13 protein-coding genes are annotated in these 22,663 nt (G+C 64.8%); 6 read left to right on the top strand and 7 right to left on the bottom strand.

Annotated features, from left to right (window positions below; translation table 11 throughout):
* The first annotated feature begins 5 nt into the window (after nt 1-5).
* Together M2332_RS16100 and M2332_RS16095 are read left to right on the top strand one after the other, a co-directional pair.
* Entirely contained in the window at nt 6-1,577 is a 1,572-nt protein-coding gene (locus M2332_RS16100; protein WP_264574836.1) for an alpha-N-arabinofuranosidase, read from the top strand.
* 120 nt (nt 1,578-1,697) lie between these two features.
* Nucleotides 1,698-2,507, top strand: coding sequence for a FadR/GntR family transcriptional regulator (locus M2332_RS16095; protein ID WP_264574835.1), 810 nt, complete (start codon nt 1,698-1,700; stop codon nt 2,505-2,507).
* A gap of 78 nt (nt 2,508-2,585) precedes the next feature.
* Here M2332_RS16095 and M2332_RS16090 read toward each other — a convergent pair whose 3' ends face one another.
* From M2332_RS16090 to M2332_RS16070, 5 genes are all read right to left on the bottom strand, one after another.
* A complete protein-coding gene (locus M2332_RS16090) occupies nt 2,586-3,455 on the bottom strand; it encodes an OmpA family protein (protein ID WP_264574834.1) in 870 nt (289 codons plus the stop codon).
* A gap of 366 nt (nt 3,456-3,821) precedes the next feature.
* Nucleotides 3,822-5,771: an NPCBM/NEW2 domain-containing protein gene (locus M2332_RS16085; protein ID WP_264574833.1), complete on the bottom strand. Its 1,950-nt coding sequence runs from the start codon at nt 5,769-5,771 to the stop codon at nt 3,822-3,824.
* Nucleotides 5,768-6,856 (bottom strand): alpha/beta hydrolase, encoded by a 1,089-nt coding sequence (locus M2332_RS16080; protein WP_319801492.1) that lies wholly within the window; start codon nt 6,854-6,856, stop codon nt 5,768-5,770. The genes M2332_RS16085 and M2332_RS16080 overlap by 4 nt, the downstream gene beginning before the upstream one ends.
* A 39-nt stretch (nt 6,857-6,895) precedes the next feature.
* The gene (locus M2332_RS16075; protein WP_264574832.1) at nt 6,896-7,912 is read right to left on the bottom strand and encodes a cupin-like domain-containing protein; all 1,017 of its coding nucleotides are present in this window, start codon (nt 7,910-7,912) and stop codon (nt 6,896-6,898) included.
* Nucleotides 7,913-7,925: 13 nt separating this feature from the next.
* Nucleotides 7,926-8,615, bottom strand: a complete 690-nt coding sequence (locus M2332_RS16070; protein ID WP_264574831.1) for a SapC family protein — start codon at nt 8,613-8,615, stop codon at nt 7,926-7,928.
* A gap of 364 nt (nt 8,616-8,979) precedes the next feature.
* Here M2332_RS16070 and M2332_RS16065 point away from each other — a divergent pair, with 364 nt between their 5' ends.
* From M2332_RS16065 to M2332_RS16050, 4 genes are all read left to right on the top strand, one after another.
* The gene (locus M2332_RS16065; RefSeq protein WP_264574830.1) at nt 8,980-11,883 is read left to right on the top strand and encodes a TonB-dependent receptor; all 2,904 of its coding nucleotides are present in this window, start codon (nt 8,980-8,982) and stop codon (nt 11,881-11,883) included.
* Between the two features lie 65 nt (nt 11,884-11,948).
* Complete coding sequence (locus M2332_RS16060) at nt 11,949-13,493, top strand: tryptophan halogenase family protein (RefSeq protein ID WP_264574829.1); 1,545 nt, start codon at nt 11,949-11,951, stop codon at nt 13,491-13,493.
* A gap of 161 nt (nt 13,494-13,654) precedes the next feature.
* Nucleotides 13,655-15,658 (top strand): right-handed parallel beta-helix repeat-containing protein, encoded by a 2,004-nt coding sequence (locus M2332_RS16055; RefSeq protein ID WP_264574828.1) that lies wholly within the window; start codon nt 13,655-13,657, stop codon nt 15,656-15,658.
* Nucleotides 15,659-15,704: 46 nt separating this feature from the next.
* A complete protein-coding gene (locus M2332_RS16050) occupies nt 15,705-18,374 on the top strand; it encodes a glycoside hydrolase family 3 C-terminal domain-containing protein (RefSeq protein ID WP_264574827.1) in 2,670 nt (889 codons plus the stop codon).
* On the opposite strand, the gene M2332_RS16045 is transcribed toward M2332_RS16050, so the two are convergent.
* Together M2332_RS16045 and M2332_RS16040 are read right to left on the bottom strand one after the other, a co-directional pair.
* Entirely contained in the window at nt 18,358-20,724 is a 2,367-nt protein-coding gene (locus M2332_RS16045) for a glycoside hydrolase family 95 protein (protein WP_264574826.1), read from the bottom strand. The two genes, M2332_RS16050 and M2332_RS16045, sit on opposite strands and share 17 nt — an antisense overlap.
* Before the next feature lie 19 nt (nt 20,725-20,743).
* Nucleotides 20,744-22,405 carry a glycoside hydrolase family 43 protein gene (locus M2332_RS16040; RefSeq protein WP_413715968.1) on the bottom strand — a complete coding sequence of 554 codons (1,662 nt, stop codon included), beginning with the start codon at nt 22,403-22,405 and terminating at the stop codon, nt 20,744-20,746.
* Between the last annotated feature and the right edge of the window lie 258 nt (nt 22,406-22,663).

The following is a 22,663-nucleotide window of genomic DNA, read 5'->3' as shown; positions in this document are numbered from 1 at the left end:
CAGCCATGAGCATCCCGGCTTTCACCGCCGCGACCACGCCCGCCGCCGCGCAGGCTCGCGCCGGCGATCCGGTCGAGGTGCGGATCGACGCCACCAAGCCGGGCGCGACGATCAGCCGCGACATCTTCGGCCAGTTTGCCGAACATCTCGGCACCGGCATCTATGGCGGCGTGTGGGTCGGCAAGGATAGCAAGATCCCCAATGTCCGCGGCATCCGCACCGATGTCGTCAACGCCCTGCGCGCCATTCGCACCCCGCTGGTGCGTTGGCCTGGCGGCTGCTTTGCGGACGAATATCATTGGCGCGACGGCGTGGGTCCGGCCAAGAACCGCCGCAGCTCGATCAATTCCAACTGGGGCGGCTCGGTCGAGACCAGCGCTTTCGGGACGGACGAGTTCATGGATTTCGTCGGCCAGGTCGGCGCCGAGGTCTACCTCAACGTCAATGTCGGCTCCGGAACGGTGAAGGAAGCCGCCGACTGGGTCGCCTATATGACCGCCGATCCCACGACATCGGCGGGCAAGGAGCGCGCCGACAATGGTCACCGCGAGCCTTACAAGATCAAATATCTTGGCCTCGGCAATGAGAGCTGGAGCTGTGGCGGGGCGATGCGGCCGGAATTCTATGCCGACCAGATGAAGCTCTATGCCCGCTTCGTGCGCAACTATCACGCCGAGCAGGGCGAGGGAAAACCTGATGCCATGCTGCGCGTCGCAGTCGGACCGGGCGATGACAAAACCGCTTACACCGAAGAGGTGATGAAGACCTGGAAGCAGCACGACTGGGCGTGGTCGGTCGAGAGCCTCTCGCTCCATCGCTACACGACCGGTGGCTGGCCGCCCTCCTACCCCAGCGACGCCTTCGATGAGGGCGCCTATGCCCGACTGGTCAAGGAAACGCTCGGGATGGACGACTTCATCAAGGCCAATGCGGCGGTGATGGACAAATATGACCCCGAGAAGAAGGTTTCGCTCGCCATCGATGAATGGGGCGTTTGGCTCAAGCCCCTGCCCGGCACCAATCCCGGCTTCCTCCAGCAGCAGAACTCGCTACGCGACGCCATTATCGCGGCGCTCAACATCAACATTTTCGCGCGCCATGCCGACCGGGTGAAGCTGACCAACATCGCCCAGATGATCAATGTGCTACAGGCCATGATCCTCACCGATGAAGAAAAGATGGTGCTCACGCCCACCTATCACGTCTTCAAAATGTATGTGCCGTTCCAGGATGCGACTTTCATTCCGGTCAGTTTCCAGGCCGGGACGTACCAGCATGGAGACATCACCCTGCCTCGCATCGATGCCGTTGCCGTGAAGGACAAGCAGGGCAAATACTGGCTGGCACTGACCAATGTCGACACCCAGCGCGCGGCGCCGGTGACGGTGAACGTCGCAGGGCTGAACGTGCGCTCGGCGCGCGGCGAGGTGCTGACCGCGCCAAAGGTGGACAGCATCAACAGCTTCGCCGCCCCCAATACCGTCAGCCCCAAGCCGATTGCGGGCAGCGTGCGCGGTGGCAAGCTGACGATCGACATGCCAGCTAAGTCCGTCGCGGTGATCGCGCTGGAACCCTGATGAAGAAGCCGCGCGGGCGCGCATGATCGCGCCCGCGCCAGCCCTCCTGTTGCCACAAGGCCCCAAGTCCCGCTAATTGAGCCTCCAGCAACGTCCAGACGATCTGGCGGCAACAGGGGCATGACTATCAGCACGCAGGATAACAGCGCGGCCGGGAACGGGGGTTTGGGCGACACCCCGACCGGGCTCCCCCGCTCGGCGAAGGGATCGGGCCGGCGGCTTCGCGGGGCTGTGGCTCATTATCTCGGCTCGGCGATCGTCTCCGGGCGGATCGCGCCGGGCGAACGACTGACGGGCGAGATTGAGAATGCCGAGGCGCTGGACGTCTCCCGCAGTGCCTATCGTGAGGCCATTCAGGTGCTGACCGCCAAGGGGCTGGTGGAAAGCCGCCCCAAGGCCGGCACACGCGTGCTGCCGCGCAGTCACTGGAACCTGCTCGATCCGATGGTGCTGGCCTGGGCCTTCGGCGGCGAGCCGGATGTGAATTATGTGCGCGACCTGTTCGAACTGCGGGCAATCGTCGAGCCGGAGGCCGCGCGCCTCGCCGCCAAGCGGCGGGATCGCAATGATGTTGCCGCGATGAAGGATGCGCTGACCCGAATGCGCCGCTTCACGCTGGCGACCGAGCAAGGGCGGGAAGCGGACCGGGATTTCCACAGCGCGTTGCTTGCCTGCACCGGCAACGCCGTGTTGATGACGCTCAGCGCCAGTATCGGTGCGGCCGTCAACTGGACGACGCAGTTCAAGCAGCGGTCCGTTGGCCTTCCGCGCGACCCGGTGCCCGATCATATGCGCGTGTACGATGCGATTGCCGCCGGGGACGCAGATGCGGCGGCGGAGGCCATGCAGGTTCTCGTGCAGCTCGCCCTCGATGATACACGGGCGGCGATGCAGCGTCCGACGGATGACGAGCCAGGCGGCCTCGCCTGACGCTTCCGAACGCAGATCGGCCCCGCCAACCGCCGGCTCGACTGAGCCAGAGATGGACGGGGCCGCCGCGATCCTGACTTAGGCGCCGTCGACCGCCTTGCTGACCAGCACATGGACTTCCACGCGACGGTTCTGGGCTTTGCCTTCCGGCGTGGAGTTATCAGCGACCGGATCGGAAAGCGACATGCCGGCCGGGGCGAGCATGCGGTATGGCTTCCACTTGCAGGTCTGCTGCAGATAATTGAGCACGCTCGCCGCGCGCTTCTCGCTCAGCGTCTGGTTGAATTCCGGGTCGCCGGTCGAGTCCGTGTAGCCGACCACGAGCAGCAGGGCATTCTCGGTCGCCTCAGCCTGCGCCGCGGTAGCGCAGAGATTCTGCTTGGCCATCGGCGAGAGCACCGCCTTGCCGGTGTCGAAGTTCACGTTGGTCGTGCTCTTGATGTTATACTTGTCGATATCACCCATGCGGGCGCGCAAGGCGTCCGTGGCGGCAGTCTGCTCCTCAAAGCGCTGCGAGGTGCCATTGCGGATCATTTCGGCCGTGCGCAGATCGCGGTTCTTGAGGTCGATCTTGCTGGCGACCAGACCGCCGCCGCCCTGCAGCGTGTCGACCTTGACCGGCAGGCCGTTCAGGAGCTGATCGGCACCCAGCTGATCGCGATTGAGGCCAAGGAAGCCGCCGCTGGCGGTAATGCGGGTCGAGCTGTTAACGGTAACCGTATTGCGCGTGCCATCGGTCGAGGTGATCTGCAGCTGGTCGCCATTACGCGCAGAGATGATCCCCTCGATCTCCGGGCCGGCCGTCATCTGGGCGGAATCGGTGTAAACCGTCGTCGAGACATCCGCCTCAGGGGCGGTTTCGGTCTGCGCGAGCACGCTGCCGGACGCCACGCCGGTCATCAAGGCCAGCGTCATAAGAAGCTTGGAACTGGTGGAAAGGGTATTCATTGCGTTTCTCCTACTCGTCGATCGGCTGGGGTCTGCAGGATCGCAGCATCATCCGACCGCCGCTCGCGAGGTGCGTATTCGACTGTCAGAAACCCCTCCGTCATGAACTCTCCGAACCTTTCAATGCGGCGCAGGAAGCACCACGAGTTCCTGCGTGTTCAGGGGAACCTTGCGCATAGATGAACGGTTCCCCTCCCCCCACGTTAACCACCGGTAACCAGAGTGGATCGTGCGGCAGGACGACTTTGCGCCGACTCAACTCGGCGATGCAGGCGCACAGAAATGCGATGACCGACGAACGGGCGGGATGGTCCTTATCGCTCGGCGAGGAGAGCGAAGGCATGCCTCGTGGTAGCGTGTCGGCGCCTATTCCATCAGCGCCGCATCACCCCAGGTCACCGGGTCGGGAAAGCGCTCAGCCTGCGCCGTCCGGGCGACCAGCTCAATGATGCGAACGCCGTCAATCGAGACATCAAACGACTGCGCCGCTTCCCCCGCCTGGGCCGGCTTGGAGCGGGCGAGCAGCTTGCCATCCCCATAGACCAGGAATGTCACCGGCTGCTGGCGGGAGCGCGCGGAGTCATCCACTCCCACGGAGGCGACGAAGCGCCGGAACCCCTCGTTACGCACCTCCACCCGCGAATTGGCGAGAATGCCAAGGCCGGTCTCGAAATGCGTGCCAGCAACGGATAGCGCCTGCCCGAACGGCGTCTGGTCCAGCCGTGCCCCGCCCCAGCCGCCATATTGCGTGCGCTCGCCTCCACCCTTGGTCCCGCGCCAGGGGAGGAGTCCGCGATACACCTGCGGGTCCGCCTCCGGCACGACCACGCCATCCTCCGCAGGATTGACCCGTGACGGCTGCTCGGAAAGATAGAGCCCTCCAACGAGCCGCCGCGCGCCCTTTGCGCGAAAGATCAGCGTCTCATAGGGCGCGAGGTCGAGGGCTTGCTCGCCGGTGAACTGGCGGTCTGCGCCCTGCCAGAGATCGGTCAGCCTGACCGGCGCACTGGTCGCGAACTTCAGATGATCCGCCGTCAGCACCGCCTTGGCGGGCGCGGCCGTGCGGTTGAAGACCGCAACCGCCTTGTCGCCATCGGCAAGCGTCTTCACGAAAATCTGCACATCCTGCGAATCGAAGGCGAGGACCGCCTGATTGCCTGCGGGGTCCTGATTGAGCCCGACGATCCGCTCATTGCCGAGGATCGCCAGCATCCGCGGCGAGGCCTTGCGCAGATCATAGCCGATGATCAGCGGGGCATTGACCATGGCCCACAGCGCCATGTGCGAGCGCGCACGGACGGGGTTGGTCATGTCGAAATCCCCGGTGCCGACGAACAGCATGTCGGGGTCGTTCCAGGAGCCGGGGTGAGCATAAAGCGGGCGATGCGCGACACTGTCGAGATTGTGCAGCATCCGGCTCCAGGTGGGGAAGATATCCTCGCTGGTGCGGGACATGTTGCCGACCGTTCGGGACCATGCCCGCGAGTCCGCCGATCCCCACAGGCACAGCGAATAAACATAATCCTGGTCGGGATTATGTCGCTCCAGCGCCTGCCGCACGTCGTCATACAGCGCCTTGACGGCCGGAATGTCGGTACGCCCGAGCGACTCCACGTCGATCAGCGGATCGAGGCCGCGATATTGCCCTGCCTTCACGCGCGGGTCGCTGGGTGGCAGCCCGCGAATACCGCAGGCGTCGACCTTGATGAGGTCGAAGCCCCATTCCTTGAAGTAGAGCGCGATGTCTTGATCGACATGGCCGTAAAGGCCCACTTCGCGCTCCAGCACCGTGCCTTCGGGCTGGTTGGGGAAGGTCGATGTGAACACCTGTCCGCAGGAATTGCGGCCGATATCGGAATAAATGCCGGCCTTGAGGCCCATGGCGTGCAGCTTGTCGGTGAGCGGCCGAAAGCTGTTGCCGCCGCCTGCGGTCGCCGCCGAGGGAAAAGTCTCGGTCCTGATGAGCATCCGGCCATCCGGCTGGCGGCGCTTGAGCCACCAGCCATCATCGATGTTGATGTAGCGATAGCCTTTTGCGGCGAGGCCGCTCTCCACGATCACCCGCGCCGAGGCCATCAGCTTGGCTTCGTCGATATCGCTGGTGAAGGCGTTCCAACTGTTCCAGCCCATTGGCGGCAGCGGGGCGTGCCCGCCGCTATAGATGCTCCAGCGCCCCGTTGGCGCCAGCGGATCAACCGTAGCGCTGCGGGCGGCACCCGACGGTGTGGCGGGGGCTGTCTGGGCGACGGCCTGCGTCGCTGCCAGCGCCACCGCCGCTACCGTTAGCCAGAAGCGGGACTCACGCCCGACCGTCATCGTGCCGCGCCGGCCTTGGAAACCAGATGCGCGCTGAAGAACGGCAGCACATGGTCCTGGAATCGGAACGCGACATGGCTGGTGTGCGTGCCCTCATAGAGGGTGAAGCTGTTCGCGATGCCGTAGGAATCGAGGACCTTGTGCAGCGTCTCGGTGTCGGTCTTGAGACTATCCTGATCGCCGACGTCCATCGCGATCGCGGCATAGCCTTTCAGCGCGCCGATATATTGGTCGACAAAGGCCAATGGCGCATTGGCCGCCCATTTTGCCAGAATGGCATTGCGCTGCGCCTCATCGCCGCCCGGAAGATCGAGATAGAGCGGCGGCTTTTTGGGGTTGGGCGACCAGGCCGCGCCGACCGCGAGCTGCGCCCGCAACGGGAATGGCAGGTTCGCCGAGTCAGCCGGAGATTTGACTGCCGCGATCTGCGCCAACCCGGCTTCATCCAGCGCAAAGGCATCGCGAGCGGACAGGCAGCACGGGCTCATCAGATAGAGCGCCCCAAACTGATCGGCGTGCTTCATGCCGATCCGCGCCGCGCCATAACCGCCCATGGAATGGCCGACGAGGCCCCGGCTCTGCGGGCTCGCCACCGTGCGATAGTGACTATCGATATAGGCGATGAGATCGTGCGAGATGAACCGCTCAAAGTCGCCGGTTGTCGCCGAGCTTGAGTACATCGAGCCATTGTGGATGGTCTTGCTGTCCGGGAAGACCAGGATCATCTCCTGCGCGCCCTTGGCCAGCGCACCCTCGATCACTTGCGGCACATGGATTTCGCCGATCCACTGCTCAGCGCCGATGGAATAGCCGTGCAGAGCGTAGACGACCGGATATCTTTTGGCCCGGTTGGTGGCATAACTGGGCGGCAGGACGACGATGACATCGCGATCAGCAGACTCGCCTTCCAGATTCCCTGCGATGGCCGGGGAATGGACCTTGATACGCTCGAGCGTCACCTTCGGCGCGCCCGGCACCGGCGCCGGCGCGTTGGTGGCAACCTGGGCCGGAGCCGGCGCGGCAGGCATCGCCAGGCACAGACCTGCCAGCAGGGCCGCGTGAATTGCGCTTGTCTTCATGGTCATCCCCATCCTCCTGTTTTGGTGATTATCAGCGGCAGCCAGTCAGCCACCGCGCAGTTGCTGCATGACGAGCGCTCGGATGCGGGCGTAATTGCCCTGCCGCAGCGGCCCCAACAACCCGCGCTGCGCCTCCGGCAGATGGGCGAGCGGATGCCCCTCGCGCTGAAAGACATAATGATCGAAATAGGCGCGCCATGCTTCCCGCTCAGCCGCCGGACGCTCGGCGATGGCGATCATCGCCAGCATCATCGCCGTCATCGGCGCATCCGGGCCGGCGGAGAAGGCATCCCACCAGTAGTTGACGAGCATGTTGAACGGCGCTGTCGCCTCCACCTGATGCCACCATAATTTGGGGAGGTAGAGCGCGTCGCCCGGCAGGAGCTCGACCGTCATGGCCCGCGCACGGGCCTGCGCCATGCGGGGGTAACGGGGATCGCCCTCCGGCGCCGAGGCCGCGAGACTGACGGGCGGACCGGACAAGGTGCGGTCGATCGGCCCCACATACAGGTCGCCAATCGCATCGGGCGGATACAGCGTGAAGCATCGCCGGCCCGCCACCACGCAAGCGAGATTCTCGAACGTGTCGTAATGGCAGCTCACATGGGATGCGTTGCCCAGCCAGATGCGCGGCACCACGCCCTGCGGCATGAATGGCAGGGCATTGTCTGCTTCAAAGCCCGGCACATAGCTGCTGGCCGGCAGTGAACCCATATACACCGTGCCATCGCCGGGGGTCTCGGCGCGCGCCAGGATCTGCCGCAAGCCCTCGCGCAGAGGCACTTCGCGCCGCTCGAAATTGAAGCCCTCCAGACCATCGTCGTAAAAATAGCGCCCGGCAATGTCCGGCGCCCCGACGAAGATTTCTCCCGGCCGGTCTGTGGCGAAGCGGTCCAGATAGTCCGCGAGCGCACCGTCCGCCTGCGCGGCCGCCCGGACGACTGGCCAATCGGCGCACAGGCCGCGAACGACCGCAGGCTGGCAGGGCTCGACCAGCAGGCGCCGAAAGGCGCCGGCGTCGGTGAGTGCCTCCCGGTCCAGCTCGGCAATGGCAGCGGCCATCGAGCTTCTCCGATCAGCCGGCCTGCGTCAGCATCTGGTTGCGACGCTCGGCAAGCACCGGAACCTGCTTGAGCGAAGCGGCGACGCAATAGGCCAATTGAAGATCGCCGTTGCGGAACAGCGCCAGCACGCTGGCATCGTCAAGATCGTGCAACCGATCGAGGCTGACCGTGTATAAGCCCGCCAACTCAATGGTTTCGCCATCGTCGAACCGCAGCGAGATATCGATCGGCTGAATGATCCCCAAACGGTTGAGCGTGGCGATGAAGCGCTCGGCCTCCTGCTGGCCGGCGACGATCTGCCCGAGCAACCGCTGCATATGCCGCGTGGTCGATGTCGCCCCGCCATCCTCATCGAACAAAGGCTCGCCGGACACTTCGCTCAGGCGGGGGCTGGCCCGGTCGATCGCGATATTCTCGCCGGAGACGAAGAAGGCCTCACGCTGCTCATCGAGCGAGCGGAAAGGCGCCTTGCCGGAATGCGAGTCGACCAGCAGATTTTCGCCTTCCTTGAAGCCGAACAGGGCACCGACATAGAAAGCGCCGGTTTCCGGGTTCTTCGCAAAGAGAATCGGGCAGACCGCCGCAGCCGCCGCAAATTCCGACGGCAGGACCGGCACGAAGTTGCGCGTTTCCGGCGAAATCGCGCCTAAACGCAGGTGCCGATGGGCCTGCGAATCCAGAATTTCGAGTGCTGCTTCCATGCCATCCCTCTCCTCATTTTTATTGCGATGGCGGGAGCGCGCTTCTTGACGCCATTCTCCGCACCGCAAGTTCGATCGCTGCAATCCACCGCAGGAATCAGACGTTTCCGGTCAATAATCCAGCCCTTTGGTGGGCCATATATACACCGAAAATTTGAGCTTGATAGCGCTACCTTTTCGCACTAACGTTCAAGCATAGAAAAACACGATGTCTGGAGAGGGTGTAAGCGTGACGTGTCACGCCGACAAGGGACCACTTTATCCGCATCATGTGAAAACCGGCGGCAGCAATGCCGTTTCGTGGCGTCTTCTATCCGGGAAACCGGCCAGCAGAGCCGTTCGATGATTACAAGTGGAGGGGGTTATGAAAGGCAATCAGCCTAACTTCGATTATCTCAATCGTCCTGCAATTCTCAAGGCGGTCCTGCTCGGCGCCCCCAGTGCCTTGGCGCTGATCGTCTCGGCACCGGCGATGGCCCAAAGCAGCGCAGCGCCCCAGAGCGCATCGACTGAAGACATCATCGTCACCGGCTACCGCGCCTCGCTCCAGCAGAATCTCGACATCAAGCGCGAGTCCGCCGGCGTCGTGGAAGCGATCTCGGCCGAGGACATCGGCAAGTTCCCCGATCCTAACGTCGCGGCCGCCCTGCAGCGCCTGCCTGGCGTCTCCGTGCAGCGCAACGGTCGCCGTGGCGAGGCGGACGGCGTCACTATCCGCGGCTTTGGCGGGGACTTCATCGACACGCTGGTCGATGGCCGCCACATTTCCACCGCCATCGGCAACCGCGGTGTCGACTTCACGACCATCGGCTCGGACTTCGTCGGCCGGCTGAACGTCTACAAGACGCCCAATGTCGAACTCTCCACCAGCGCCATCGGCGGCTTCATCAATGTGGAGATGCCCAAGCCGTTCGACCGTCCGGGTTTCCAGGTCATCGGCCGCGCCTCCGGCTCGTACCAGTCGCGCAGCAAGGATGTGACGCCGTCTGCCGGCCTGCTGATCTCAAACACGTTCGCGGATGACACCATCGGCATCCTCGGCAACGTCAACTACAAGCGCACGGACACCACCTCCAACCGCGTGTTCGTACCGGGCTGGATCGGCGCCAATTTCGCACCCTGCCAGGCCGGCCCGAACGTGCCGACCTGCACGCCGACCAGCGATGCGACCAGCGCCGCTTGGGCGACACCCTCAAATCGCAATTCGGTGCTGAACTGGTTTCCGCAGCAGACCGGCATCGAGCAGATCCACACCAAGGACGAGCGCCTCGATGCGCGCATCGCTCTGCAGTGGCAGCCCTCGGACAATCTGCTCATCACGGTCGATGACAATTTCAGCCGTCAGACCGTGCACAGCAATGCGTTCGGCTATGCCGCCTGGTTCAACGGCAGCGACCTGCGCAACGTGAAGTATGACGAGAACGGCACGGTCGTCGACTTCTCGCAGTTCGGCACGCCGATGGATTTCAACGCCAACTACACCCGCACCATTCTCGAAACGAACACCATCGGCGCGAACGTCAAATGGGATGTCAGCGAGAACCTCAAGCTGGATGTCGACGGCTTCATTTCCCGCAGCACCCGCAATCCGGGTCGGAACGGCTATAATGACAGCATGGACATCGGTTACGGTGGCACCAATGCTGGCGGCACCACCATCCTGGGGGCCAATACCGGCGTCACGATCCTTGGGCCCAGCAAGGACTATCTGCCGCAGATCCACGACATCGGTCCGGCAGGCAATGTCTCGCGCTTTACCGACACCAGCGTGATCGGTTCGCACGTGATTGTCCGTGGCGCGCCCTACAATGCCGACACCGTCAAGCAATTGCGGGCCGTGCTCCGCTGGGATCAGGACAACGTCAAGCTGGCCTTCGGTGGCCAGTATATGGAAGACAAGCTGTACGGCGAGAACACCAGCACGTTCAGCAATGGCGTGTTCGCCAGCCGCTCGGGCTATGGCACGCCTTCCGGACGCCCCGGCGGATCAAGCGGCGGCATCGCGCCACTGCCGGCCAGCGTCTATCAGGGCATCATCAGCACCGCGAACTGGATCCCCGGCTATCAGGGCAATCTCGGGCCTTCGGTCATCGTCTATGATCCCTATCAGGTCTACAAGCTGCTCGAAGCCTCGGGTGGATCGGTGGCACCGACGCTCGATCCGGCCAGCGTGTATGAAATCCGCGAGAAGACCTATGCCATCTTCTTCCGGGCAACCTTCGACACCGATCTGGGCGGCATGCCGTTCAGCCTGACGGCCGGTCTGCGGCATGAAGGCACGCATCTGACCTCGAACGCGATCGGGCGCCGTCTGCTGGGCCTGTCCATCCCGTCGGGCGATCCGACCCTCATCCAGCCGAACCCGGCCTTGGGGACCAACGGCTTCTCCGATCCGACGACCATCTCGCGCAGTTCCAACTACACCTTCCTCCTGCCCAGCCTCGATGCGAAGCTGGAGGTGATGCCCAACCTGCTGCTGCGCATGAGTGCCTCACGGACCCTCACCCGTCCGGGCCTCGCCGCGCTGCGTCCCACCGTCACGCTGGGAACGTTGCGCGTGGGCAGCCTCTCGGCCAGTGGCGGCAACCCCGACCTCAAGCCGTATCTCTCCGATAACTTCGATGCGGCGGCAGAGTGGTACTATCAGCGCAACTCCTATGTTTCGGCCAACTTCTACCTGAAGCACATCACCAACTTCGTGGTCGGTGGCGTGTCGGTGCAGTCGATCGACGATGCGATCGATCCCAGCACCGGCCGGCTTGCGCGCTTCAACGTGAACAGCCAGGTCAACGGGCCGGAAGCCACCGTGAAGGGCGTGGAAATCGCCGTGCAGCACGTCTTTGGCGAGAGCGGCTTCGGCTTCCAGGCCAATGCCACCTTCCCGTGGAGCAACCGCAACTACGATCCCACCAGCACGGACGGCTCGGCCTTCTCGATCACCGGCCTTGCCAAGTCGGCCAACCTGATCGCCTTCTACGACAAGGACGGCTTCCAGATCCGTGGTGCCCTCAACTGGCGCGACGAATATCTGGTCCGGCTCGGTCAGGATCAGGGCGGCACCTTCGGTGCGGAGCCGGTCTATGTCGATCAGCAACTACAGATCGATGCCTCGGCCAGCTATGACGTCACGCCTTTCGCGACGGTCTTTGTCGAGGCCAACAACCTCAACAATTCGACCTACAGCACGCACGGGCGGTTCAGCAATCAGACGCTGGATGTCTTCTCTTACGGGCGCCGCTTCTCGGCCGGTGTCCGTGTGAAGTACTGATCGGGTTGACTTCTTGCCGGGGGAGCGCACTCCTGCGCTCCCCCGCATCGTTCATGTGAGTGGTCATGGTTCATCCGGTCAAGAATATCGTGATCGTCGGCGGCGGCACCGCCGGGTGGCTGACGGCTGGGATCATCGCGGCGAGACATCGCGGCCGCATTCCGCACAGCTTCACCGTCACGCTGGTGGAATCGCCGAACACGCCGATCATCGGGGTTGGGGAAGGTACCTGGCCCACCTTGCGCTCAACGCTCAAGACCATGGGCGTCTCCGAAACCGACTTCTTCCGCGAATGCGACGCGGCCTTCAAACAGGGCGCGCGCTTCAACCGCTGGACCACCGGCGCGGCCGATGACGGCTATTATCACCCGCTCGTTCTCCCGGAGGGTTTTGCCCGGGTCAATCTCGTCCCCCACTGGCTCGCCAACGGCAAGGGCCAGAGCTTTTGCGACACGGTGTGCCCGCAGGGCGTGATCTGCGACGAGAATCTAGGGCCCAAATCCATCACCACGGCCGAGTATGAAGGCGCCGCCAACTACGCCTATCATCTTGATGCCGGAAAGTTCGCGCCCTTCCTGCAGCGCCATTGCTGCGAGACCTTGGGCGTGCGCCATGTGCTGGCCGATGTCCGGCAAGTGCTGCTGGCGGAGAATGGCGACATCCGCGCCATCGACACGGAGCAGGCCGGCGAAATCGAAGGCGATCTGTTCATCGACTGCACGGGCTTTCGCAGCCTTTTGCTGGGCGATGCGCTGGGCGTGCCGTTCAAAGATTGCGGCGACATCCTGTTCTGCGACACCGCGCTGGCCGTGCAACTGCCCTATGAGAGCGAGAGCAGCCCGGTCGCGACGCACACCATCTCCACCGCGCAAAGCGCCGGCTGGATCTGGGACATCGGCCTGCCCTCCCGCCGTGGTATCGGCCATGTCTATTCCAGCCGCCACATCACGCAGGACGAGGCCGAGCGCGAGCTGCGCGCTTATCTCGGCCCGGCAGGCGCGGACCTTCCGTTGAGGAAGATCGACGTCCGCTCGGGCCATCGCGAAATCTTCTGGAAGCGCAATTGCGTCGCGGTTGGTCTCGCCGCCGGTTTCCTCGAGCCGCTGGAAGCCTCCGCCATCGTGCTGGTGGAACTCTCCGCCAAGATGATCGCCGAGCAGATGCCGGCCTGCCGCGAGGTGATGGACATCATCGCCCGACGCTTCAACGAGACCACCAGCTATCGCTGGGGCCGGATCATCGATTTCCTCAAGCTGCATTATGTGCTGACCAAACGCACCGACAGCGCCTTCTGGCGCGACAATCTGCTGCCGGAGACCATTCCGGACCGGTTGCAGGACCTGCTGGACCTCTGGCGCTACCAGTCGCCCTGGTTCCATGACGAGTTCGACCGCATCGAGGAGGTCTTCCCCGCCGCGAGCTACCAATATGTGCTGTACGGCATGGGCTTCCGCACAGAAGTCGCACCCGAAACGCTGACGCCGGAGGCTGCCGTCGCCATGCAGGCGATCCGCGAAAACAGCCGCCAGACCGACCGGCTGCGCACCAGCCTCCCCCGCCATCGCGACCTGCTGCGCAAGATTCGCGACTACGGCCTCCAGCCCGTCTGAGCTTTGGGGGCATGAGACAGGCTTCCGGCATTCGGCCCCACGTCCCACGCTTATTGGGTAGCGCTACCTTTCTTCCACCACTTCGCATCCTGATCGCATTAACCTGCGGATGGCCGTGCGTGGTCGCCGCGCAATTGCCGCCTGCGCCCGTCATCCCCGCAATGCCTGCGCGAGGCGCACCCAATTCGGAAGATGCCTTCTCCAATGTGCAGATATCCCCGCGACCGGAGGCCAAGCCGGTGGTGCTGCACGTCGCGCCGATCGGCGCAGAGACGGGCGATGGCAGCGCCGCGCGTCCGTTCGGCACGCTGGTGCAGGCGCAGGCAGCGGTACGGCGGCTGAACCGCGACAGGCCGGTCACCGTCCAGCTCGCCGACGGCGTCTATTCCCTCGACGCGCCTTTGCACTTTGGCGCGGAGGATGGCGGCCATGCCGGCCATATCGTCCGCTGGGAAGCCGCGCCGGGCGCGCAGCCCACGCTCTCCGGCGGGTCGATCGTGCAGGGTTGGACGCTCGCCGACCGCGACCGCAACATCTGGACGGCGTCGATCGGCAAAGGCAGCGATCCGCGCCAATTATGGGTCGATGGCCGCCTCGCCCATCGCGCCGCTGTCGAGGCGCCCCGGAGCGCCTTCGCCTTTTGCGATTGGGGCATCCAAATCGTCGATCCGGCCTGGCGCTTTCTCGCCAGCTTGCCGGACCAGAGCCGCATGGAGGTGGAGAACACCGGCTTCTTCACCGACAGACGGGCCGTCATCGACCGGATCAAGGGCGACCGCATTCTTCTCAAGCAGCCCGGCTGGCGGAACAATCTGATCGGCTACGATACCTTTGCCAAGCCGGTCTCCGGGACCAAGGCCCGCTTCTTCGTCGCCAATGCCCTCGCCTTCATGCGCGCCGCCGGCGACTGGTATGCCGATCCGGCGAAAGGCGTGCTCTACTACAAGCCGCAGGATGGCCAGTCGCCCGAGGCCCATGAGATCGTCGTGCCGCGACGGGAGGCGCTCATCACGATCGCCGGGAGCGCGGAGGCGCCGGTGTCGGACATTCTCTTCGAGGGGCTGGCCTTCCGCCACACAAGCTGGCGCGGGCCGAGCAGCGCCGAGGGCTATGCCAGCCAGCAGAGCGGGAGCTATCTCGCAGGCGACATCGCCAATTATCCCGCCGATCCAATTCGCGATTGCAGCTGGGGCTGTGCCGCGTTCGAGGCGCAACGCAACCACTGGCGCCAGCAGCCCGCCTCCGTGCAAATTTCCGCCGCGCGGCGGATCACGTTCCGCAACGCCACCTTCGCGCAACTGGGACAGATCGCGCTCGGCATCGGCAATAATCGCGAGGCGAATGCGCGCGGTCCGGGGCTTGCCGCGCAGTCGATCGAGGTCAGCGACTCGCGCTTCGGCCCGCTGGCCGGCGGTGCGATCATGGTCGGGGGAACGACCGTCGATGCCCACCATCCCTCAACGCCGGACATGGCCGTCCGCGACATACTGATCCGCAACAATCACATCGAGACGGTATCGCAGGATTATCGCGAGCAGGCCGCCATTCTGGTTACTTACGCCTCAGCCACACTCATCCTGCACAATGACGTTTCCGATGCGCCTTATGATGGCATTGATGTCGGTTGGGGCTGGGGAACCAATGATCCCGGCGGCAACACCGCCTATATGACGCGGGCGCGCGGCTATTACGACCAGCCCGGCAACCGCATCTACGAGACGCCGACGATCCTGCGCGACACGGTGATCTTCGGCAACCGCGTTCACGGCGTGAAACGCTGGTTTCCGGACGGCGGCGCCATCTACCACCTCTCCGCCGATCCGGGCGCGCTGATTGCCGAAAACCACATCTATGATGTCCCCGGCGGCATCGGCGTCTATCTGGACGAAGGCTCGCGCTACGTCACCGTCCGCCATAATGTCATCGACGGCGTCGGCCTATGGGTGAACCTCAATGCGCAGGACGACGCCCGGCCGCGCCGAACCAATCTGGACAATCTTGCCTCCGGTAACTGGTTCAACAGCGGCAAGGCCAATGGCAATTGGTCAGCCTATCTGAACAACCACCTCGTCGATAATATTGCCGTCAACGGGCAGGCCTGGCCGCCCGAGGCGCGCGCCGTCATCGCCCGTGCCGGGGTCCAGATGGGCGGCACCGCGCCATGACCGCCCTTCCCCATCCTTTCGCCGATTCAGACGCTGGAGACAGATCATGACCGCCGCTCCCTCCCTACGCGCCCTCATTCTCGCCGGTGCTGCGGTGTTCGCCGTGCCGCTGGCCGCTCAGGCAGACGATGCCGGCACGGTCATGGCACAGTCCGAGCGGCAGGCGGCAGGCATCGTGGCGAAGCTCACGCCGCAGGAAAAGGCGGACCAGCTTCTCAATGTCGCGCCTGCCATCCCGCGCCTTGGTATTCCCGGCTACAATTGGTGGACGGAATCGCTGCACGGCGCGATGGGCACGCTGCCGACCACCAACTTCCCCGAACCGATCGGCCTCGCCGCCACCTTCGATGCGCCGCTGGTCCATGATGTCGCCAACATCATCAGCGTCGAGATGCGGGGCCTGCATACGCTGGCGCGGCAGACCGGACGCCTGGGGCGCATCGGCACGGGGCTGGACACATGGTCGCCCAACATCAACATCTTCCGCGATCCGCGCTGGGGGCGCGGGCAGGAAACCTATGGCGAGGACCCCTTCCTCACGGGCGAGATCGGCAAGGCGTTCATCACCGGCATGCAGGGGCCTGACCCGGCACGGCCGAACATCATCGCGACGCCCAAACATTATGCCGTGCACAGCGGCCCGGAATCGACGCGCCATCATGCCAATGTCTATGTCTCTCGCCATGATATGGAGGACACCTATCTGCCGGCCTTCCGCGCTGCCATTGTGGACGCCAAGGCGGGATCGATCATGTGCGCCTATAACCGCGTGAACGGGCAGCCGGCGTGCGCCAGTGATGATCTGCTCAAGACGCATTTGCGCGATGCCTGGGGCTTCAAGGGCTATGTCGTCTCCGATTGCGATGCGGTGACCGATATCAAGCGCAACCATCATTATGCGCCGGATGCCGCCACGGCGGTCGCCGCCGCCATGCGGGCCGGGGTCGATAGCGAGTGCAATGGCGCGACACTGAGCGACACCGCGGGCCTGGGCCAGCCCTATCTCGATGCGCTGAACCGCAATCTCATCACCCAGAGCGATGTCGATACCGCGCTCGTGCGGCTGTTCTCCGCGCGCCTGCGCAATGGCGACCTGCCCGGTCTTGGGCCGCGCGCGGCCATCGCACCATCCGTCATCGGCGCGCCGGACCACGGAGCGCTCGCGTTGAAGGCCGCCGAAAAGAGCCTGGTGTTGCTCAAAAATGATGGCGCGCTGCCGCTCAAGCCCCATGCCCGCATCGCCGTCATCGGCCCGCTGGCGGATGCCACCCGCGTGCTGCGCGGCAATTATTCTTCTACGCTCTCCGGCCCGCCGATATCCGTGCTGGAGGGGCTTCGTCAGGCCATGCCCGGCGCGACGATCCATCATGCGCCCTTCACGGAGACCTTCACCGATGGCGACCGCGTGCCGACGGCAGCCCTCATCGCGCCAGACGGCAAGCCGGGCCTGCTGGCGCGCTATTACAACCCCACGCAGACGCCGCCCGCCCGCTTCGCCCCAGGCACGTTCGACAGCGCCACAAAGGCGATGACCTTCCAGACCAGGCCGGTTGTGACCCGCAGGGAAGCCGATGTGTCGGGACGCAGCCTCGATCTGGCGAACGTCTCCGACCATCACCGCGTGGTCTGGACCGGCTTCCTCGTGCCGCCGGAGAGCGGCACCTACCGGCTCGGCCTGTCCGGCTCCAACGGCGAAATGCTGCTCGACGGCAAGCCGTTCGTGGACCTCAAAAACTCGCGCTGGAACAGCCTGCCCACGATGAAGACGCTGACGCTGGAGAAGGGCAAGCGCTACCCGATCGAGATCATGATGACCTCGCACATCAACACGGGCATCGACCTGATGTGGAAGCGCGTCTCCCCCGATGCCGATGCGGCGATTGCCGCTGCGGCGGCGCAATCGGACGTGATCGTCGCGGTCGTCGGCCTCACCTCGGATCTCGAAGCCGAGGAAACGCCGGTGAAGGTGCCGGGCTTTGAGGGTGGCGACAAGACCACGCTCGATCTGCCGGCCGAGCAGCTTGCCATGCTGGAAAAGGCCCGCGCGCTGGGTAAACCGCTGGTCATCGTGGCGATGAACGGCAGCCCGATCAATCTCGCCTGGGCGAAGGACCATGCAGCGGGCATCGTGGAGGCCTGGTATCCGGGCCAAAATGGCGGTCTCGCGGTCGCCAATGTCCTCTCCGGCAAGACCAATCCCTCCGGGCGCCTGCCCCTCACCTTCTATCGCAGCGTGGATGAGCTGCCGCCCTTCGGCGACTACAGCATGGCCGGGCGCACCTACCGCTACTTCACCGGCACGCCGGTTTACGGCTTCGGCTACGGCCTGAGCTACACGCAATTCGCCTATGAGCCGCTGCAGGTGCAGGCCTCGGGCGATGCTGCGCAAGGCGTGCGGGTCTCGACCACCCTGCGCAATAGCGGGCAGCGAGCGGGCGAAGAGGTGGCGCAGCTCTATCTCGATTTCCCGGATGTGCCCGGCACCCCGCGTATCGCCTTGCGCGGCTTCCAGCGGGTGGACCTGAAGCCCGGCGAATCCCGCGCGATCAGCTTCGATCTCTCGCCGCGCGATCTGAGCGCGGTGTCGCTGGAGGGCGTGCGGCAGGTCTTCCCCGGTGCATATCGCGTCTCGGTAGGCTCGGCTCAGCCCGATAGCGGCCTGCCGGTGCAGAGCGCGGACTTCGCCATCGCCACCGGCGTCACCCTGCCGAAATAGGCGCGATGCCCAGCCAGCCGCTCACGTCGATCTGCTGTGAGCGGCCAGCCTTCAGCCGCACGGTCAGGCGCTGGCTGGCGAAGCGGACCGTCCGCTCCGCATCGACGGCGCTGGTGAGGGTCAGCGTGCGCGGCCGGGACTGCGCCCAACCGAGATCGACCATGCAGGCCCCCCGCGCCCGCAGCCCCCGCACCGCGCCGGTCGGCCAGGCCGAGGGCAGCGCCGGCAGGAGGTGAATCTCATCGCCCCGGCTGCGCATCAGCATATGCGCGATGCCGGCGATGCCGCCGAAATTGCCATCGATCTGGAAAGGCGGGTGGGCATCGAACAGATTGGGATAAGTCCTCTCCGGCCCGAGCAAAAAGCACAGGATGCGGTGGGCCCGGTCGCCCTCGCCAAGCCGCGCCCACAGGTTGATCCGCCAGGCCGTCGCCCAACCGGTGCCGATATCGCCGCGCAATTCCAGCGAGCGGCGCGCCGCCGCCGCGAGCGCTGGCGTGTCGTCAGGGTCGATCTGTTGGCTGGGGAATAGCCCGTAGAGATGCGAGACGTGGCGATGGTCCGGCTCGGGCGCCTGCGCATCCCAATCCTGCTGCCACTCCTGCAACTGCCCTTGCGCGCCGACATGATCTGGCGCGAGACGCCCACGCAAGGCGCGAAGCTCCGCCGCGAAGGCGCCGTCGATGCCGAGCAGATCGGCGGCCTGCGCCGTCTGATCGAACAGGTCGCGCAAAATCTGCTGGTCCATGGCCGGCCCGGCGCAGATCGCGATGTCACCATGATGGGCGTTCTCCGGAGAGAGCGACGGGCTGGTAACGAGGGCGCCGGTCTCGGGATCGACCTGCAGCGTATCGACAAAGAACAGCGCCGCCCCGCGCATGAGCGGATAGACATCGCGCAGGAAGGTCTTGTCTCGCCCATAATCCCAGCGCTCCCACAAATGGGCGCACAGCCACGCCCCGCCGGTCGGCCACATCCCCCAGCGCGCGCCATCCACCGGCGCGGTGGCGCGCCAGATATCGCTGTTATGATGCGCCACCCAGCCGCGCGCGCCATACATCTCCCGCGCGGTGCGGGCGCCGCTTTCCGCCAGCTCCTGCACCATCCGCACCAGCGGCTCGGTGCATTCGGGCAAGGCCGTGATCTCAGCCGGCCAGTAATTCATCTGCGTGTTGATGTTGATCGTGTATTTCGATCCCCAAGGCGGATCGATGCTCTCATTCCAGATGCCCTGCAGGTTGGCGGCCTGGGAGCCGGGGCGCGACGAGGCAATCAGCAGATAGCGCCCATAATTGAAATAGAGCGCAGCAAGGCCGGGGTCATCGCGGCTCTGCGCGGCGATCACGCGCTCATCGGTGGGCAGCGCGGCGGCGCTGTCATCGCCAAGGTCGATCTCGACGCGGCGGTACAGGGCGCGATGGGCAGCGACCGCTTCACCATGCAGTTGCTCGGTGCTGCGCGCCATCGCGTCGACGATCCAGCCGCGCACAAGCGCATCTGGATCGCCGGAGACATCGTCGAAACGGCGGAAGCTCGTCGCCATCGCGACCAGAACCGTCACCGCCCGCGCGCCACGCAACGCCAGATGATCGCCCTGCGCGGTGAGCGAGCCGCCTTCCGGGATCACGCGCACCAGCCCTGCCAGCTTCAGCGCACCGTCGACGCCATGCGCGCCACGATTGCGCCCCCGGATGAGCAGCAGCGCGTCGCGAGCCTCCACCTGCGCCTCCTGCGCCGGCGTGAAGCCGATATCGAGATCGAGCGACGCCGGGCCATCCACCTCGTGGCGCAGCACGATCACCTGTCGCACGGGCGACGCAAAGACCGTGCGCTCATGCCGGGTGTTCGCCAGCGTGAACGTCGTCGTCGCCGTGGCGCGGTCGAGGTCCAGCATGCGCGCATAATCCGCCGGGACAGCAGCGGACGCGGCGCCCGGCAAGCTGAGCAACAGATCGCCGAAGCTCTGATAGGCCATCTGCTGGACCGGCTGGCCGATCAAGGTGCGGTTCGCGAGGTCATGCGCCTGCGCGTAATCCCCCTGCGCAATCAGCCTGCGCACCTCCGGCAAGGCGGCACGGGCAGCGGGATTGACCGGATCATAAGGCCCGCCGGACCATAATGTATCCTCATTGAGTTGCAGCCGCTCGGTGCCGACGCCGCCGAACACTATCGCGCCGATCCGGCCATTGCCGACCGGTAGGGCCTGCGTCCATTCTGTCGCCGGGCGCCGATACCAGAGCCGGTCGCGCAAGGGTCTGTCGCTCTCGGACGCGGCCACGGCGGCGCCCGGCAAACAGGCATTGGCGGCGAGCAGCAGCGAGCCTTCCAGCACATCGCGGCGCGTGACCATCGCTCAGCAGCCCTTTCGGTTAGCGGGCCCAGACATAAGGCCCCACGATGGTGCCGGTGAATCCGCCTGCATCTTGTGTGCTGAGGAAGCGGGCATCCACATCCGCCGCGAGCCGGCCCATGCCCCCTGCCCCGGCATAGTCGAAGGACATGGTCCCGCCATTGGCACGGATCGTCAGCGTCATCGGGCCTCGGTTGGCGATAGGCGCGGAGGCGACCAGCTGCTCCTTCCCTTTGGCGCGAGTATACAGCGCGATTGCATCCTGCCCGTTCAGCCGCGTGAGGCCGAAGAACAGCCAGGCATCGTCGCTTTGCATCGCGGCAAGGCCGGCGCGGTCGCCTTCCTGCTCCGGCGAGAAGGTGACGACGGTGCGCATAGTCGCGACATGATGCTGCTGGCGCCGCCCGAGGAAGGCGGGCGTTACGGCCTTGTCACCGAGCGGCGCGGCACTGGCCAGCACCAGATCGCCACGCTCCAGCCGATAGAACGGGTGATCCGGCGTGCGGACGCCGACCCATTGCATGGCGAGCTGGTCGCCCTCGAAGCTGTCGGCATATGCGAAATCGCCGCTGGTCGGCAGCGGCGGCCGGACCTGTGGAGGCAGCGCGGGCGCCTTGGGCGCGAACGGAATCGTCTCGCCATGCGGCAGGATGACCGGCCAGCCGTCTTTCCACTGGACCGGCAGCAGGAAGGTCTCGCGACCGATATTGTAATAGTTGTCGGCATAAGGCCGCACCGCCAGAAATGTTGCCCACCAGTCGCCCGCCGGGGTCTGGACGAGCTTGGCGTGGCCGGCCGAGGTGATCGGATCGGGCCGGGCGGGATCGAGGTCGCGCTGGGTGAGGATCGGGTTATCCTTATACGGCACATAAGGTCCGCGCAGCTTGCGCGAGCGGAACACCACCTGGGAGTGATCGACGCTGGTGCCACCTTCCGCCGCGGTCAGATAATACCAGCCATCCTTGCGCAGAATGTGCGGCCCCTCGATCCAGATCGGCTTCTTGTTCAGGTCCACCCCGCCATTGACGAGCTGGGTGCTCGGCCCGACCATCTTGCCGGCCCGCCAGTCATATTCCTGAATCCAGATGGCGCGATGCCCCTCATAGCGCGGCGTCTCGTCCGGCCCACGATTGTTAACGATGTAGGCCTTGTCGCCTTCCCAATAGATCGACGGGTCGATCCCCTCGAACGGTAGCCATATGGGGTCGGACCAGGGGCCGGCGGGTTTCTTGGCGGTGATGACGAAATTGTCCCGGCACCCCACGCATGTGTTGACGATGTAGAAGGTGCCATCATGAAAGCTGATGTCCGGCGCGAACACGGCCTCGGACACGCCCCGGCCGGCAAGGTTGAGCTGATCGGGCCGGTCGATCGCATTGCCGATCTGCGTCCAGTTCACCAGATCCCTGGAATGCCAGACCGGAAGCCCCGGAAAATGCGCGAAGGATGAGGTGACGAGATAATAATCCTCCCCCACCCGCGTAATCGAGGGATCGGGATAATAGCCTGAGAGGATTGGGTTGCGGTAGGCGCCGGGCTTGACCGTTACCTGCTCGATGGACTGGCCATCATAATCGAAGCTTGCAAAGCGGGCCTCCGGCCCTGCCCATGCCGCCGCGGGCATCAAGGCCAGCGCTGCGGCCATCCATCCACGCGCCCACAGTCCCGCCGCGATCTTCATTGTCCCTCTCCTGTTTGGCGGCACGCTGATCCTGTGCGGATTCGCTGCCCTGAGTCATATTGGTAGCGCTCCCATTTCTCCTTGCCCAGCCTGTTTTATGCGCACGAGCGCGTATCCTCCTCCAAACAGGACAAATTCATGCGCGAGCGGAATCCATTTGACCGCGCCACATCCGTAATGGTAGCGCTACCTTAACAACGCCGCACAACCATAAGCGGCGCGCAAGATAAACGAAGGAGAGCCCCCTTGTCGAAAGTC

The sequence above is a fragment of the Sphingobium sp. B11D3A genome (genome assembly GCF_025961695.1).
Taxonomy (GTDB): domain Bacteria; phylum Pseudomonadota; class Alphaproteobacteria; order Sphingomonadales; family Sphingomonadaceae; genus Sphingobium.
Note: the sequence above shows the minus strand (reverse complement) of the source record. Positions and strands in the feature narration are given on the sequence as shown.